This is a genomic window from Streptomyces sp. NPDC090083 (genome assembly GCF_044747445.1).
GTDB lineage: Bacteria > Actinomycetota > Actinomycetes > Streptomycetales > Streptomycetaceae > Streptomyces.
In genome coordinates this window covers 998,179-1,014,229 of sequence record NZ_JBIVED010000003.1, presented here as the reverse complement: position 1 = coordinate 1,014,229, position 16,051 = coordinate 998,179, and the positions used below count along the sequence as shown (strand labels likewise).

Genomic DNA, 16,051 nt, shown 5'->3' with positions numbered 1-16,051 from the left:
TGACCTGCGAGAAACCTGTGAGCGTGGCGGGCCACGTGTTCGCCCGCTGCACAGACGTGAGGTCTTGACCGGCGGCGTCACACCCGGCGTACGGTGGCCGCCGCCGAACAGGAGCGCGCGCCATGACCAGCCCGTACGTGAAGGGCATCACCCGCGAGGAACACCTCGCGCATCTCCGGCTGCACCCCGACGCGAGCCACCTCCAGATCCCCGAGTGGGCCGACGTGAAGCCCGACTGGACGGCGGAGAGCGTCGGCTGGTTCGAGGGGGAGGCGCTGACGGCCGTGGCGCTCGTCCTGTACCGCGCGTTCCCCGGCACCGGGCGCTGTCTCGCGTACCTCCCCGACGGTCCCGCGATCGACTGGCGCGGCCAGCGCCCCGAACGGTACCTGGACCCGCTGATCGCGCATCTGGAGAAGGAGGGCGCGTTCTCGGTCCGCATGGGCCCGCCGCTGGTCGTCCGCCGCTGGGACCCGGCGACCGTCGCGGCGGGCGTCGCCGACCCCTCCGTACGGCATCTGCGCGATCTCCCCACGGACGGCATCGACGGCTACGCGCTGGACGCGGCGGAGCGGCTGCGGCGCCTGGGGTGGCGCCGGTGCGCGGAGGAGGACGAGAGCGGCTTCGGCCTCGGGCAGCCGCGCTACGCCTGCCACATCCCCCTGGCCGGACGGTCGGTGAACGAGCTGCGTGCCGCGCTCTCCCCCCACTGGCTGCAGTCGCTGCAGACGGCGGAGGCCGGCGGCGTCGGGGTCTTCTGGGGCTCGGCGGACGACCTCCCCGCGTTCCACCGCCTGTACCGGGCCACGGCGGAACGCGACGGCTTCAAGCCCCGGCCCCTCGACTACTTCCGCCGTATGTGGCAGGCGCTGAACGCCGAGGAGCCGGACCGGCTCCGCCTCTACCTCGCCGAGTACGACGACGAGGTCCTCTCCTCCGCCCTGATGATCAGCACCGGCCCCCGCGTCTGGCACTCCTACCCCGCGTCCGCCCGCCGGGGCCGCGAACTCCGGCCCAGCAGCCTCCTGTTGTGGCGCATGCTCTGCGAGGCCCTGGACTCGGGCGCGGACACCTACGACCTCCGCTCCGTCACCCCGTCCCTACGGGCCGAGGACCGCCTGGTGGCCCGCCTCCTCTTCAAGACGGGCGCGGGCGGCCAGGCGGTGGAGTACCTCGGAGAATGGGAACGCCCGGTGGGATCCCAGGGCAAGGTCCTGCAAAAGGCGTTGAGCGTCTACCTGTCCCGCAGATAGCAGCGCCCTGGAGGAGCGCTCCCAGGGGCGCGGGGAACAGCGCGACCGGCCCTCACCGGCCCGCGCCCGGCACGCGACCGTCAGCGTCCCTGCAACCGCGCCGCCTCCGCCCGTACCTCGGGTAGCCGAGCCAGCAGAGCCGCCCCCGGGCAGCTCGTCATGTACCCGTCCTTGTGCCCCGCCAGCACCGGCAGCACCGCGGTCGTACCGGAGGCATACCGGCTGAGGCTGTTGCTGGACACCAGCCGCGCCTTCCCCCGCGGATCGACGTCCGCGAGCCCCAGCTTCCAGGCAGCCAGCGCGGCGATCGCCTCGGTCATGGCCCGCGGAACGACCGACCCCGCCGTGAACGTCCCGATCGCCGCGATCCCCGCCGTCCGATGGTTGAACCCCTGCGTGTGCGCCCCCGTGACGGCCCGGTCGACGCCCCCCGCCCGCCCTTCGTAGATCGTCCCGCAGTGGTCGACGAGGAAGTTGTACCCGATGTCGTCCCAGTCGCGGACCCCCGTCTGGCCGGCGTACAGGTAGCGGATGATCCGGGGCGCGTCCGCGCAGTCGTACCCGTTGGGCGAGTCCGTGTGGTGGACGAAGACGGCGACGACCCGGTCGTCGTACCGCGGCGGCGGCTGCGCGTGCCGGGAGAGCGCGTCGAGCCAGGCGGACCGCGGGACGATGCGCGGCCTGGGCGCGGTGTGCGGCGCGGCGGCGGGCCGGGCCGCGACGGGCGGCCGTACGGCGGCGGTGGCCCGGCGTCCGATGCCGTCCGCGCACAGGGCGAGGACCAGGACCGCGGCGAGGCCGGGCAGGCAGGCCAGCAGGACGAGCGCGGAGCGCGGTATCCGTACCCGGCGGCGACGCCGGGCACCCGGCGTTCTTCTCAGGACACGCATGGTCACACTCTCGGCCGGATTCGCGCCGCCCGCGATGTGTGCTGTGCCACCCGGTGGAACCATCGTCCTGGTCGGGCACGTTTCTGGGGGTACACGCACGCGTGGTGGGTTCCCGGGGGCCACGCGTGCGGGACTGATCAGTGGGCCCGTTCCTCGCGTACTAAGGGTTCCGAGAGAAAGGCGGCTCCGTGGACCTGCTCGACCTGCTGTTGTTGCTGGTGATCCTCGCCTACGCGGCGTCGGGGTACCGGCGCGGCCTCGTCGCCGGATGTGTGTCGCTCGCCGGGTTCGTGGGCGGCGCGGTCGTCGGCGTGTGGGTGCTGCCGTGGCTGATGGACCTGGTGACACCGGGGACGACGGCGGCGACGGTGACGGCCGTGCTCACCGTCCTGACGCCGGCGGTGGTCGGGCACGAGCTGGCGGGGCGGCTCGCGCTGAAGCTGCGCAAGGAGCTGGACCAGGGCCCGCTGCGGGTGGCCGACGGCATCGGCGGGGCCGCGGCGAACTCGGTGGCGGTGATGCTCGTCGCGTGGGTGGCGGCGAGCGTGCTGGGCGCGTCCTCGTCGGCGACGGTGACGACGGCGATCCAGGACTCGAAGCTGCTGGGCAGCGTGCAGGAGCTGATGCCGGACACCACGCCGACGTGGTTCTCGCGGGCCACCTCCGCGCTCACCGAGGCGGGCTTCCCGCAGGTCTTCAACCCGTTCGAGAACGAGTCGACGGCGAAGGTCGCCAAGCCCACCGGCGACTCCGTCACGGCCGCCGCGACGGACGCGGCCAAGCTGAGCACGGTCAAGATCGAGGGCTCCTCGGGCACCCAGGGCCGTGAGGGCAGCGGCTTCGTGTACGCGGCACGGCACGTGATGACGAACGCGCACGTGGTGGCCGGCATCGACAACCCGACCGTCCGTGTCGGCGGGGTCGGGCGGTCGTACGAGGCGCGGGTCGTCCTCTTCGATCCGCAGAAGGACGTGGCCGTGCTGTACGTGCCGGGGCTGTCCGCGCCCGTGCTGCGCTTCGACGACAGCGCGGCGCGCGGTGACTCGGCCGTGGTCGCGGGCTATCCGCAGGACGGCGACCTGAACCTCCAGGCGGCGACGGTCGCCAACCGGGTGAACGCGACGGGCCAGAACATCTACAACAACGGGACGGTCACCCGCGAGATCTACTCGATCCGCTCCACCGTCCGCCCGGGCAACTCCGGCGGCCCCCTCCTGACGACCGACGGCAAGGTCTACGGCGTGGTCTTCGCGCGCTCCACCTCGGACAACGAGACGGGGTACGTGCTCACGGCGGACGAGGTCTCCGGGGACGCGAAACGGGCGGCGACCGCGACGGCCCGGGTGGACACGGGCGACCTGGTCACCTCGTAGCGGCTCAGAGGGCGCGGCCCATGAAGACGTCGTCGACGTACCGCCCGTCGAGCAGGAACTCCTCGGGCAGTACGCCTTCCACGGCGAAGCCCTCCGCCTCGTAGAGCGTGCGGGCGGGGGTGTTGTGGCCGAGGACGCGCAGGGTGAGGCGGCGGGCGCCGCGGCGCCTGGCCTCCTCGACGGCGGCCCGGACCAGCGCGCGGCCGACCCCGTGCCCGCGCGCCTCGTCGGCGACGGCGAGGCCCTGGATCTGCCGGACGTGCGCGTTGCAGGCCAGCTCGGTGGCGAAGGCGAGCCGGATGTACCCGACGATGCGGCGGTCGAGTTCGGCGACGAGATGGTCACCGGGCGCGTGCCGCTCGTCGAAGAAGGGGCGGTACGGCGGCTGCGGGCGGGGCATGACCGCGTGCAGGTGGGACCAGGTGGCGCGGTCCAGTGCGCCCAGTTCCTCGTCGTCGTCGGGCAGGGCTGTACGTATGTTCGGCTCGGACATGTGGGCCAGGGTACGGCGGGCGCGCCGTGGCCCTCATGGGGGTTTTACGGATCAACGGGGCAGGATGGGCAGCATGGAACGCTCGCGAATCGCGGTGACCGGCGCCTCCGGTCTCATCGGCAGCGCACTGGTGCGGTCCCTGACCGCCGACGGCCACGAGGTGGTGCGCCTGGTGCGGCGCACCGCCCGGAGCGCGGCGGAGGTGTGCTGGGACCCCGAGGGGCAGTACGTCGACGCGGCCGGGCTCGACGGCTGTGACGCGGTGGTCAACCTCGCCGGTGCGGGGATCGGCGACCGCCGCTGGTCGGACGCGTACAAGAAGCAGGTCCGCGACAGCCGCGTCCTCGGCACGGCGGCCCTCGCGGAGGCCGTCGCCGCGCTGGACCGGCCGCCGCGCGTGTGGGTGAACGGCAGCGCGATCGGCTTCTACGGCGAGACGGGCGACCGCGCCGTGGACGAGGACGCGCCTCCGGGTGACGGCTTCCTGCCCTCGCTGTGCGTGGAGTGGGAGGAGGCGACGGCACCCGTGCGGGAGGCGGGCATCCGTACCGCGTTCGCACGGACCGGTCTGGTCGTGGCCCGCGAGGGCGGCGCCTGGGCCAAGCTGTTCCCTCTCTACAAGGCGGGCCTCGGCGGCCACTTCGGGGACGGCCGGCAGTACTGGTCGTTCATCGCCCTGCACGACGAGGTGGCCGCGATCCGCCATCTCATCGACACGGAGGGCCTGTCCGGCCCCTTCAACCTGACCGCCCCGAACCCTCTGACGAACCGTGAGATCTCCGCGGCCATGGGCCGGGTACTGCGCCGCCCGTCCCTCTTCACGGTGCCTGCCCCCGCCCTGAAGATCGCGCTCGGCGAGATGTCCGCCGAGGTGCTGGGCAGCCAACGGGTGCTGCCGAAGCGGTTGCTGGAGTCGGGGTTCACCTTCGCGTTCCCGGAGATCGAGGGGGCGATTCGGGCGGCGGTGTGAGGGGTGGGGTACGCCCTCTGAACACCTCAGTCCCACAACCCTTCACGTGATGACACACGGCGACCGTATGCGACCGTTGTGCGACCGTGCCCTGTCGATGCGCGACTTCCCTTGACCGAGCGTGGCCCTAACCTCGACCCGAACTCGGGTATCCCTGGAGGCTGTTGGGGGCATGACGCCTTCACCGGCCGCGCAACCCTGAGGAGGGGCACGTGCTTGAGCCCGCGTACCAGGCGGACGTCGTCGTCGTGGGAGCCGGGGTCGCCGGACTCGCCGCGGCTCATCGGCTGATCAGCGCAGGAGTAACGACCGTAGTCCTGGAGGCCGCCCCTTACGTGGGGGGCCGTATGTCGACCGAGAAGGTCGACGGGTTCCGGCTCGACCGGATCGGACAGTTCCTGTCCACCTCGTACCCCGAACTGCGCCTGACCCCGGGCCTCGACGCCCTGCTGCTGCGCCCCTTCGCCCCGGGCGTGCTCCTGCACAGCGACGGCCGCCATCACCACGCGGGCACTCCGGCGCCCGGAGGGAGCGCATGGGGCGCACTCCACGCGGTGCGCGCCCTGGCGAGCGCCCCCAGGCAGGGCACGGTACGGAGGGAACCCCTGTGGGGCGGCCCGGCAACACGGGGCCGAGCGAGTTCGCCGTGGGGCGGTCGCACGCTCAGGGACCGGAGCGCACCCACCCTCAGGGCCCGCCCGGACTCCTCCTGGGGTGGCCCCACGCTCAAGGAGCGCGCGGCCGACACCCGGGCCACCGCCGTACCCAGGCCCCGGTCCGGCGCCCCGCTCGGCGGCCCCGTCGACCAGGCCCGGCTCGGCACCGCGCTGACCCGGCTGGCGACCACTCCCGTCGAACGCCTCCTCGCCCGCCCCGAGTCGGCCGCGGGGCAGGCACTCGCCGCCCGTGGCGTACCGGCCCGCACCATCGACGGCTTCCTGCGTCCGCTGCTCGCCGCGCTGCTCTGCGACCCGGAGCTGACCACCTCTAGCCGCTGCGCCGACCTCGCGCTGCGCGCCTTCGCGGGCGGCCGGCTGTGCCTGCCGGAGGGCGGCGCGGAGATGCTGCCCGAGGTGCTCGCCGCCGCGCTGCCGCCGGGCACCGTGCACACCGGGGTGCGTGCGACGGCCGTGGCGACGACGTCGGTGACCACGGCCGAGCACGGCGAGATCCGGTGCCGGGCGGTGCTCGTCGCGACGGACGCGCGCGCGGCGGCCGAACTCCTCCCCGGCCTGCGCGTACCGGACTTCCACCCGGTGACGGTGGTCCACCACACGACCGACGACCCGCCCGCGACCGGCGCCGCCCTCCTCCTGGACTCCGACCGAGGCGGCCCGGTCGCGCACACGGCGATCGTCAGCGAGGTCGACCCGAGCCGCGCGCCCGCGGGCCGCGCCCTCGTCTCCTCGACCGTCCTCGGCCCTCCCCCACCGGACGTCGAGACCGCCGTACGCACCCATCTGTCCCGCCTCTACGGCACCTCGACCGCCCGCTGGGAGACCCTCGCCGTCCACCACACCCCCGCCGCCGTGCCGGTCATGCGCCCACCGCACGATCTACGGCGCCCCGTACGCCTGCTGGCCGGCCTCTACGTCTGCGGCGACCACCGCGACACGAGCACGGTCCAGGGTGCGCTGCATTCGGGGCACCGGGCGTCGACGGCGATCCTGAAGGACCTGGGCGCGGCGACGCCGATGCACCGGGCGGACCCCCTCCCGACGGCACGGGCCGCCTGAGACCGAGGGCGCGGGGAACTGCGCGACCGGCCACGACGGCGCCGCGCAGTCCCCACGCACCACCAGCCACCACTACGCCCCACCACGCCCCGCGCTCACCCGTACGCGGCGACCTTGTCGCGATACCCCCGTACCGGCGCCGCGTCCTTGTACGGCTCCAGCCGCCGCTCGAAGTCCCGCACGTACTCGATCGCCCGCACCGACCGCATCTCCGCGGCCTGCCCCGCCGCCTCCGCCCCCAGGACACAGGCCTGATCGAGCTCACCGAGCCCGAGCCGGGCGGAGGCGAGGACGACCCGGCAGAACAGCCGGCTCCGGGCGAACGCGGGCGCCCGCAACTGCAACGACCGCTCCGCGTGCTGCGCCGCCGCCCGGAACTGCTGCAGATCCCGGTGCGCGTGCCCGAACTCGTCGGCGAGCTGCGCCTCGTCGAAGAACCGCGCCCAGTACGGCACCTCGTCCCCGGTCCGCGCCGTCTCCAGAGCGCGTTCGGCCCGCACGAGCGCCGACGTGCAGGCCCGCACCTCCCCCAGCACCCCGTGCGCCCGCGCCTCCACGGAATGCAGCAGCGACTGCACGACGGGCGGCGCACTGGTCCCCACCCCCTGCTGCGCCACCCGCGCGAGCTGCACGGCCTCGCGCCCGTGCCCGAGGTAGACGGCCTGCCGGCTCATGGTCATGAGCACGTACGAGCCGTAGGCCCGGTCCCCCGCGGCCTGGGAGAGCCGCAGCGCCTGCACGAAGTACCGCTGCGCGAGCCCGTGCGCCGCGATGTCGTACGACGTCCAGCCCGCGAGCCGGGTGAGGTCGGCCGCCGCCGCGAACAGGCGCCGGCCGGTCTGCTCGCCGTAGGTGCCGCGCAGCATCGGCTCGGTCTCGTGCTCCAGGTAGCGCACGAGGGCCTGACGGGCGTGGCCGCCGCCGTAGGCGTTGTCGAGGGTGCGGAAGAGTTCGCCGACCGAGCGGAGGGCGGAGATGTCGCCGCCGGTGACCTTCTGTCCCGGCCCGCGCTCGGCGCCCTGGCCGCGCTGGCGGGGGACGACGGGGCGGCCCTGCGGGGGCACCCGGTTCGTGGCGTCGGCGCGGCCGACCCGGTCGTCGGCGCGGCCGATCAGCCAGTCCCGGCTGGGCACCACGAGCCCGGCCGGGGTGAAGGCGATCTTCCGCAGTTCGGCGTGGCTGCCGGAGTCCTTGCGCCACAGCCCGCTGACGATGTCGACGGCCTCCTCGGGGGTCGCGGCGAACTCGAGCCCGGCGTACACCGGCGCGCACGCGTCGAGCCCGAGATCCTGGGCGGTGAGCCGGCGGCCGAGCCGTCGGGTGAAGACCTCGGCGATGAGGGCGGGCGTGGTGCCTCGGGGCTGCTGGCCGCGCAGCCACCGGGTGACGGATGTCTTGTCGTATCTGAGATCGAGTCCGTGCTCCAGACCGAGCTGGTCCACGCGACGGGCGAGACCTGCGTTGGAGAACCCCGCTTCTGCGATGAGCGCGGCGAGCTGGCGGTTGGGCGTGCGCTGCGCGGGTCGTTCCGTCATCTGCGGTGCGGTCTCCTGCCTTTCGGGCCTCACAGAGGCCGATGCGGCCACTGCCTGCCCGGATTGCCTGTGAGCAGCCCTTTTGGCCTCGTGAACGGCGCGAATGTAGCGGAGCGTAAGCATCACGTCGCACATTCCGACGTGCATTCATCCGATCGTGTGAGGATTGGTTGCAGGGCTGACGGCCCCGGCCGCCCGGTGGGCCGTCAGCGGCCGGTCGTACAGTGGCGTAGGCATGTTTCGTGCCTTACGACTCGTAGGTGCTGCTGAGGAGGCGCTTGCCGTGGGTGAGTTGCGGTTCGTCCGGTTGGGCTTCGGCGCGGAGGCCGTCGAGTACCAGGAGGCGTGGGACGAGCAGCGCCGGGTGCACGCGGCCCGCTTCGCGGACGAGGTCCCCGACACCGTGCTGCTCCTGGAGCACCCGCCGGTCTACACGGCCGGCCGCCGCACCCAGGACAACGAGCGCCCGCTCGACGGCACCCCGGTGATCGACGTCGACCGCGGCGGCAAGATCACCTGGCACGGCCCCGGCCAGCTCGTCGGCTACCCGATCCAGCAGCTGCCCCGCCCGGTGGACGTCGTCGCCCACGTACGACGCCTGGAGGAGGCGCTGATCCGGGTGTGCGCGGAGTTCGGCGTCGAGACCAGCCGGGTCGAGGGCCGCAGCGGGGTGTGGGTGCTGGGCGACCCGGTCGAGCAGCGCCCGTCGATCGGTGGACTCTCCCTCGACTTCGACCCCCGTCTGCACGACGAGGAGTTCGACCCGCGGATGAACGGCCCGGAGTACGCGCCGTCGAACGCCGGCCAGCGCCGCGAGGACCGCAAGATCGCCGCGATCGGCATCCGCGTCGCCAAGGGCGTCACGATGCACGGCTTCGCCCTCAACGTGAACCCGGACAACCGCTGGTTCGACCGCATCATCCCGTGCGGGATCCGTGACGCGGGGGTCGCGTCGCTCGCCGCCGAACTGGGCCGGGACGTGACGATCGCCGAGGTGCTGCCGGTGGTCGAGCGGCATCTGAAGGACGTGCTGGAGAACGCGGACCTGAAGCCGCGGGAGATCGAGAAGCGGGACGCCGCCGCCCCGGCCGGCGTTGCGACGAAGGCGGGAGCGTAGGCCGGCCCGCGCCGGCGCCTCCGGCTTTCCGCCAGGGCGCGGGCATAAATCAGGCCCTCCGGCGTTGCTTCGGAGGAGGGCCCGCGCGAAAAAGCCTGTCCGGCGTTCGAGGACGAGGCCCTTCCGGGGCCGACGCGGGGGTCCGGGGGCGGCAGCCCCTGGAGGTCAGCACCAACTCGGAACCACCAAATCAACGGGCGTACCCTGGGTCACGCCGAGGAATCAATCGCTAGGGAGCCCATCGTGTCCGCAGTCGCACCCGACGGACGCAAGATGCTGCGCCTGGAGGTCCGGAACGCCCAGACCCCCATCGAGCGCAAGCCCGAGTGGATCAAGACCCGGGCGAAAATGGGTCCCGAGTACACGAAGATGCAGGCGCTCGTGAAGAGCGAGGGCCTGCACACGGTCTGCCAGGAAGCCGGCTGCCCCAACATCTACGAGTGCTGGGAGGACCGCGAGGCGACCTTCCTCATCGGCGGCGACCAGTGCACCCGGCGCTGCGACTTCTGCCAGATCGACACCGGCAAGCCCGAGGCCCTGGACCGCGACGAACCGCGCCGGGTCGGCGAGTCCGTCGTCACGATGGACCTGAACTACGCCACGATCACCGGCGTCGCCCGCGACGACCTGGAGGACGGCGGCGCCTGGCTGTACGCGGAGACGGTCCGCCAGATCCACGAGCAGACGTCGTCCCGCGAGACCGGCCACACCAAGGTCGAGCTCCTCGCCCCCGACTTCAACGCGGTCCCGGAGCAGCTCGCCGAGGTCTTCTCCTCCCGCCCCGAGGTCTTCGCGCACAACGTCGAGACGGTCCCCCGCATCTTCAAGCGCATCCGCCCCGGCTTCCGCTACGACCGCTCGCTGAAGGTCATCACCCAGGCCCGCGACCACGGCCTGGTCACGAAGTCGAACCTGATCCTCGGCATGGGCGAGACCCGCGAGGAGGTCAGCGAGGCGCTGCGCCAGCTGCACGACGCGGGCTGCGAGCTGGTGACCATCACGCAGTACCTGCGGCCGTCGGTGCGGCACCACCCCGTGGAGCGCTGGGTGAAGCCGCACGAGTTCGTCGAGCTCAAGGAGGAGGCCGACCAGATCGGCTTCTCCGGGGTCATGTCGGGCCCGCTCGTGCGCTCGTCGTACCGCGCGGGACGGCTGTACCAGATGGCGATCGAGAAGCGGGGCGCGTACGTGGCCTCGCAGGCGGTCTGATCCCGGCCGATCCCGGTCGGCCCCAGACCGTGTGAATTCGCGCACAAGCGGCTACTCGCGGGTAATAGGCATCGTCGGCGCGGCCCTGACCGTCCTCGCAGCTGAGGGCGCCCATCAGGGCCGCGTCAGCGTTCGGGCCCTCCGCATCAAGGCTTCATTGGTGTTTGACCGGTCGGTCACGCCCTGGTAACACCAAACAGTGACACTCGACTTACCGCACGTAGACCCTTACCCAGAGCCGTTCCGAGGGGGGACCTCCACCATGCAGGCCGCGCCCGTTCGCGCCACCGCCATCCCGTCCTTCACCGACGCACTCCGCGCGGTCGAGTCCCTGCTGCTGAGCAGCGGCCAGCGGACCGCCCGCCGCAACGCGTGGACCTCCGTCCTGGAGGACCGCCGGCGTGCCAAGGACCGGGTCGAGGCACAGCTCGTCATCGACCAGGCCCTCACCTCCCACTCCTGATCCCGCTCCTGATTCCCGCTCCTGATTCCCACTCCTGTTTCACCGTCCTTCGGGCACCGCCGTCGTCGGCGCTCCGGGAGCCACGTAGACTCTTGGCATGGCGAGGAAGGACACGACAGCGGACAACGCTGCGAACCCCGGGCGACTCAAGCAGATCGCTCTGACCTACAAGATGACCCGCAAGGCCGACAAGACGATCGGCCTTGTACTCGCGGCTGTCGGAATCGTCACCTTCGGTGTCTTCCTCGCGATCGGCTTCTTGCTCGGGCACCCCATCTATCTGGGCATTCTCGGTCTCCTGCTCGCCTTCCTCGCGTCGGCGATCGTCTTCGGACGCCGGGCCGAGCGGGCCGCCTTCGGGCAGATGGAGGGCCAGCCGGGCGCGGCCGCCGCGGTACTGGACAACATCGGCCGAGGCTGGACGACCACTCCGGCGGTGGCGATGAACCGCAGCCAGGACGTGGTGCACCGCGCGGTCGGCAAGGCCGGCATCGTCCTGGTCGCCGAGGGCAACCCGAACCGGGTGAAGTCCCTCCTCGCGGCCGAGAAGAAGAAGATGGCCCGCATCGTCGCGGACGTCCCGGTGCACGACGTGATGGTCGGCACGGGCGAGGGCCAGATCCCGCTCAAGAAGGTCCGCACGACGATGCTGAAGTTCCCGCGCGTCCTGACGGGCCCGCAGGTGACGGCGACCAACGACCGCCTCCGCGCCATGGGCGACCTGATGAGCAACATGCCCCTCCCCAAGGGCCCGATGCCGAAGGGCATGAAGCTCCCCAAGGGCGGCGGCAAGGCCCGCTGACAGCCTCCACCTCCCCACTTCCACGGCGAGGGGCGACCGGATCCGATCCGGTCGCCCCTCGCCGTCGTCCTGAGGCGCTCACCCGCCCCCGTCAGGCCAGCGTCCGGAAATCCCGGTCGTAGTACACCATCGGGGAGCCCTCCCCGAGGCGTACACCCGTCACCCGGCCGATCAGGACCGTATGGTCCCCGGCCGGGTGTCGTGCGTGGGCGGTGCAGTCGAGTTCGGACAGCGCGCGCTCGACCGTCGGCAGGCCGGCCGGGCTCAGGCCCAGGCCGCCGGCGGCGAACTTGTCGCCGCCCTTGGTCGCGAAGCGCACGGCGAGCGGGCGGTGGTCCGGGGCCAGCACGCTCACGGCGAAGCGGTCGCAGCGCTCGAACGACGGTGCCGAATCAGCGGAGTTGGCCAGGCAGACCAGGACCATCGGCGGCTCCAGCGACACCGAGCAGAAGGAACTGGCCGTGAAACCCCGGGGAGTTCCGTCCTCGCAGCACGTGGTCACGACCACGACACCGGAGGGGAAGCGGGCCATCGCCGCCCGGAAGTCCCCTGGTTCCACCGCGGGTCGGGCTTCCAGTACATCCTGACGCTCCGTCATGACGGGCACCACCTGTCGGGCCTCCGAAGAGGCCTTCGCGGGTTCGGCGGCCACGGACACGGCTCACCGACGGTGATCGAAATCGTCACCCGGGTTCAGATCGACTATGCGGCCCGCGCCCCCGACCGGCAACCGGGAACAGGAACGGGACAAGGGGACGGCCGCCTCAGCGCACGGCCGCCGCCCGCTCCCCTTCCGCGCCGGACAGCGCCCAAGCGCCGTAGGCCGCGCCCGTGGTCTCGAAGGAGAGGGCCACATGCGAGGCGGCGCTGTTCACATCGCGCCAGAAGCGCTGCACGGGGTCGGCCGAGGACTGGCCGGACGTGCCGCCCGCGCGGAAGACCCGGTCGACGGCGGACACCAGCAGTTCCACCGCGAGCGCGAGGTCCCGGGCGCCCCGCACCGCGGCCTCGCCCTCCGATGGGCGCTCGGTGCCGTCGGCGACGGCCGCCGTACGCAGGATCAGGAGTTCGGCGGCGTCCACCTCGGCCGCCGAGCGGGCCAGGGAGACCTGCGTCGCGGGCTTCTCGGCCACGGCCTGTCCCCGGCGGTCGACGCGCGGCCCGGTCCGCGCGATCCAGGTCCGCAGCGCGCCCCGGGCCGCGCCGACCAGCGGGGCGGCGAACGGCAGGGCGTTCACGGCGTGCATCGGGACGAGGTGGCAGCGCGCGTCCGAGGCGGGCGCCCGGCCCGCGTGCACCGCCGACCGGGACAGCGTCCGGTGCTCGGGCACGAAGGCGTCGGTCAGCAGGAGGGTGTCGCTGCCGGTGCCGCGCATCCCCACGGTGAACCAGCTGTCCTCGATGGTGAAGTCGGCCCGCGGCACGGCGAAGAACCGCACCTCGGGCCGGGCGTCGGCATCCACCGGTCCCTCGGCGGGCACGGCCGCGCAGGCGAGCGCCCAGTCCGCGAAGTGCACCCCGCTGATGTACTTCCACTCACCGCTCAGCAGCCAGCCCCCGGCCACCGGCTCCGCCTTGCCGGACGGCATGAGCGCCCCGGCCAGCAGCGCGTCCGGCCCGTCCGCCCAGATCTCCGCCTGCCCCTCCTCGGGCAGGAACGCCCCGTACCGCCCGGCGTAGGCGGCCAGCGACGCCGCCCAGGCCGCCGAGGTGCAGCCCTCCCCCACCAGGCCGACCGCCGAGGTCACCTCGGCGAAACCGCCGGCCTCGCCGCCGTGCGCCGAGGGGACGAAGTGCCGGGCGAACCCCGCCTCCCGTACCGCCTCGACCACCTCCGGCGAGAGACGCCGCGCGGTCTCCGCCTCCTCCGCGCACCGCGCCGCGATCTCGGCGACCATCGGCGCCCGGGTCACGATCGTCGACGTGTCGACTGCCGGCATCCTGCTCTCCACTGCGCACCACTTCCGTCGGGAACGGCGCCAGTGTCCCGGCCGCGGCCCGCCGGTTCCCGGACCCCGGGCCGAGCGCGGCCCACCGTCACCCGCCCGGCACGGCAGTCGTACGACAGGACCGCCGTCAGATACGCACCTCGACCGTGCGCGCCAGCCGGTCGTGCAGCCCCCGGCCGTCCCGGTCCCAGACCAGGGCCGGGATCGCGATGCACAGGAGGGCGGTGCGGAGCAGGGTGCGCAGGAGGTGGGGGCGGCCGGTGTCGAGGGCGAGGACGCGGAGGCCGAAGAGGCGCTTGCCCGGGGTGAAGCCGATCGTGCCGACCGTGAGGACGCTCAGGACGAAGAAGACGAGGAGGGCCCAGTTGCCCGTCGCTCCCGGCTTGTAGCCGTGGGTGACCAGGCCGTATGCGATCAGCAGGCACAGTGCCCAGTCGACGGCGAGGGCGCCGAGGCGGCGGCCGGGACGGGCGATCGAACCGGGGCCCTGCTCGGGCAGACCGAGCTGCTCGCCGCGGTAACCGAAGTCGACGCCTGCTCGCTCCGCGGCCTCGCGGGGCCCGGAGAGCCATGAGCCGATTGCATCCCTGTTGTCCACCCGTCCACGGTACTGCCCTCGTACTGCCATGCGGACAGGAGGGGCCCGAGGGGCCGGGACCGGTTAACTTGGGCGAAACAAATGGGTCACGCCAGAGAAATCCCCCGTCCCTAAGGTCGGGTCCAGCGTGTGCCACCGCACTGGCCGCACGAACGAACTACCACCCCGGCACGGACGGTCGGGAGTAGGAGGAGTGGATGTTCCAGAACGCCGACGAGGCCAAGAAATTCATCGCGGACGAGGACGTCAAGTTCGTCGACGTCCGATTCTGCGATCTGCCGGGTGTGATGCAGCACTTCACACTGCCGGCCGCGGCCTTCGACCCGGACGAGGAACTCGCCTTCGACGGCTCCTCGATCCGTGGCTTCCAGGCCATCCACGAGTCCGACATGGCGCTCCGCGCCGACCTGTCGACCGCGCGCGTGGACCCCTTCCGCCGCGACAAGACGGTCAACATCAACTTCTTCATCCACGACCCGATCACGGGCGAGCAGTACTCCCGCGACCCGCGGAACGTGGCGAAGAAGGCCGAGGCGTACCTCGCCTCCACCGGCATCGCCGACACCGCGTACTTCGGTCCCGAGGCCGAGTTCTACGTGTTCGACAGCGTCCGCTTCGAGACCAAGTCGAACGAGTCCTTCTACCACATCGACTCCGAGGCAGGCGCCTGGAACACCGGTGCGGTCGAGGACAACCGCGGTTACAAGGTCCGCTACAAGGGCGGCTACTTCCCCACCCCGCCGGTCGACCACTTCGCCGACCTGCGCGCGGAGATCTCCCTGGAGCTGGAGGCGTCCGGCCTCCAGGTCGAGCGCCAGCACCACGAGGTGGGCACCGCCGGCCAGGCCGAGATCAACTACAAGTTCAACACGCTGCTCGCCGCGGCCGACGACCTCCAGCTCTTCAAGTACATCGTGAAGAACGTGGCCTGGCGCAACGGCAAGACCGCGACCTTCATGCCGAAGCCGATCTTCGGTGACAACGGTTCCGGCATGCACGTCCACCAGTCCCTGTGGGCCGGCGGCCAGCCCCTCTTCTACGACGAGGCCGGCTACGCGGGCCTGTCGGACACCGCCCGCTACTACATCGGCGGCATCCTCAAGCACGCCCCGTCGCTGCTCGCGTTCACCAACCCGACGGTGAACTCGTACCACCGCCTGGTGCCGGGCTTCGAGGCGCCGGTCAACCTGGTGTACTCGCAGCGCAACCGCTCCGCCGCGATGCGCATCCCGATCACGGGCTCCAACCCGAAGGCCAAGCGCGTCGAGTTCCGCGCGCCCGACTCCTCCGGCAACCCGTACCTCGCCTTCTCGGCGCTGCTGATGGCGGGCCTGGACGGCGTGAAGAACAAGATCGAGCCGGCCGAGCCGATCGACAAGGACCTCTACGAGCTGGCCCCCGAGGAGCACGCGGGCGTCGCCCAGGTCCCGACCTCCCTCCCGGCCGTCCTCGACCGTCTTGAGGCCGACCACGAGTTCCTCCTCGCCGGCGACGTCTTCACGTCCGACCTGATCGAGACGTGGATCGACTACAAGCGCACGAACGAGATCGCTCCGCTCCAGCTGCGTCCGCACCCGCACGAGTTCGAGCTGTACTTCGACGTGTGACCGGACCGGTCGAACCGATCGTCGGGTGCCCCCGTCTCTCTTCGGAGAGGCGGGGG

Annotated in this window: 15 protein-coding genes; 9 read left to right on the top strand and 6 right to left on the bottom strand. The window is 72.3% G+C overall.

What is annotated here, in order from left to right:
- Positions 1-122 precede the first annotated feature (122 nt).
- Positions 123-1,253 carry a lipid II:glycine glycyltransferase FemX gene (locus ACIPTO_RS15540; RefSeq protein WP_401192037.1) on the top strand — a complete coding sequence of 377 codons (1,131 nt, stop codon included), beginning with the start codon at positions 123-125 and terminating at the stop codon, positions 1,251-1,253.
- An 80-nt stretch (positions 1,254-1,333) separates the two neighbouring features.
- On the opposite strand, the gene ACIPTO_RS15535 is transcribed toward ACIPTO_RS15540, so the two are convergent.
- A complete protein-coding gene (locus ACIPTO_RS15535) occupies positions 1,334-2,143 on the bottom strand; it encodes a peptidoglycan recognition protein (protein WP_401192034.1) in 810 nt (269 codons plus the stop codon).
- A gap of 188 nt (positions 2,144-2,331) precedes the next feature.
- Here ACIPTO_RS15535 and ACIPTO_RS15530 point away from each other — a divergent pair, with 188 nt between their 5' ends.
- Positions 2,332-3,516 carry a MarP family serine protease gene (locus ACIPTO_RS15530; RefSeq protein ID WP_366314392.1) on the top strand — a complete coding sequence of 395 codons (1,185 nt, stop codon included), beginning with the start codon at positions 2,332-2,334 and terminating at the stop codon, positions 3,514-3,516.
- A gap of 4 nt (positions 3,517-3,520) precedes the next feature.
- On the opposite strand, the gene ACIPTO_RS15525 is transcribed toward ACIPTO_RS15530, so the two are convergent.
- On the bottom strand, positions 3,521-4,009 hold the full coding sequence (locus tag ACIPTO_RS15525; protein ID WP_366314390.1) for a GNAT family N-acetyltransferase: 489 nt from the start codon (positions 4,007-4,009) through the stop codon (positions 3,521-3,523).
- A gap of 73 nt (positions 4,010-4,082) precedes the next feature.
- Between ACIPTO_RS15525 and ACIPTO_RS15520 the strand changes: the two genes are divergently transcribed.
- Both ACIPTO_RS15520 and ACIPTO_RS15515 read left to right on the top strand, forming a co-directional pair.
- Complete coding sequence (locus ACIPTO_RS15520; protein ID WP_366314388.1) at positions 4,083-4,979, top strand: TIGR01777 family oxidoreductase; 897 nt, start codon at positions 4,083-4,085, stop codon at positions 4,977-4,979.
- A 212-nt stretch (positions 4,980-5,191) separates the two neighbouring features.
- Entirely contained in the window at positions 5,192-6,715 is a 1,524-nt protein-coding gene (locus ACIPTO_RS15515; protein ID WP_401192031.1) for an NAD(P)/FAD-dependent oxidoreductase, read from the top strand.
- Positions 6,716-6,810: 95 nt separating this feature from the next.
- Here the strand turns inward: ACIPTO_RS15515 and ACIPTO_RS15510 are convergent, their stop codons facing one another.
- Positions 6,811-8,250 (bottom strand): regulator, encoded by a 1,440-nt coding sequence (locus ACIPTO_RS15510; RefSeq protein WP_366314385.1) that lies wholly within the window; start codon positions 8,248-8,250, stop codon positions 6,811-6,813.
- 283 nt (positions 8,251-8,533) lie between these two features.
- Here ACIPTO_RS15510 and lipB point away from each other — a divergent pair, with 283 nt between their 5' ends.
- The 4 genes from lipB to ACIPTO_RS15490 all read left to right on the top strand — a co-directional run bounded on the left by lipB (position 8,534) and on the right by ACIPTO_RS15490 (position 11,841).
- Complete coding sequence (gene lipB / locus ACIPTO_RS15505; protein WP_366314383.1) at positions 8,534-9,367, top strand: lipoyl(octanoyl) transferase LipB; 834 nt, start codon at positions 8,534-8,536, stop codon at positions 9,365-9,367.
- A 243-nt stretch (positions 9,368-9,610) separates the two neighbouring features.
- Complete coding sequence (gene lipA / locus ACIPTO_RS15500) at positions 9,611-10,576, top strand: lipoyl synthase (protein ID WP_366314381.1); 966 nt, start codon at positions 9,611-9,613, stop codon at positions 10,574-10,576.
- A gap of 262 nt (positions 10,577-10,838) precedes the next feature.
- Entirely contained in the window at positions 10,839-11,039 is a 201-nt protein-coding gene (locus ACIPTO_RS15495; RefSeq protein WP_366314379.1) for a hypothetical protein, read from the top strand.
- 97 nt (positions 11,040-11,136) lie between these two features.
- Positions 11,137-11,841 (top strand): DUF4191 domain-containing protein, encoded by a 705-nt coding sequence (locus ACIPTO_RS15490; RefSeq protein ID WP_366314377.1) that lies wholly within the window; start codon positions 11,137-11,139, stop codon positions 11,839-11,841.
- Between the two features lie 91 nt (positions 11,842-11,932).
- On the opposite strand, the gene ACIPTO_RS15485 is transcribed toward ACIPTO_RS15490, so the two are convergent.
- The 3 genes from ACIPTO_RS15485 to ACIPTO_RS15475 all read right to left on the bottom strand — a co-directional run bounded on the left by ACIPTO_RS15485 (position 11,933) and on the right by ACIPTO_RS15475 (position 14,388).
- The gene (locus ACIPTO_RS15485) at positions 11,933-12,439 is read right to left on the bottom strand and encodes a flavin reductase family protein (protein WP_366314375.1); all 507 of its coding nucleotides are present in this window, start codon (positions 12,437-12,439) and stop codon (positions 11,933-11,935) included.
- Positions 12,440-12,605: 166 nt separating this feature from the next.
- A complete protein-coding gene (locus tag ACIPTO_RS15480) occupies positions 12,606-13,781 on the bottom strand; it encodes an acyl-CoA dehydrogenase family protein (protein WP_401192025.1) in 1,176 nt (391 codons plus the stop codon).
- A gap of 136 nt (positions 13,782-13,917) precedes the next feature.
- Entirely contained in the window at positions 13,918-14,388 is a 471-nt protein-coding gene (locus ACIPTO_RS15475) for an RDD family protein (protein WP_401192022.1), read from the bottom strand.
- 197 nt (positions 14,389-14,585) lie between these two features.
- On the opposite strand from ACIPTO_RS15475, the gene glnA reads away from it, so the two are divergent.
- A complete protein-coding gene (gene glnA / locus ACIPTO_RS15470) occupies positions 14,586-15,995 on the top strand; it encodes a type I glutamate--ammonia ligase (RefSeq protein ID WP_366314369.1) in 1,410 nt (469 codons plus the stop codon).
- Positions 15,996-16,051 lie beyond the last annotated feature (56 nt).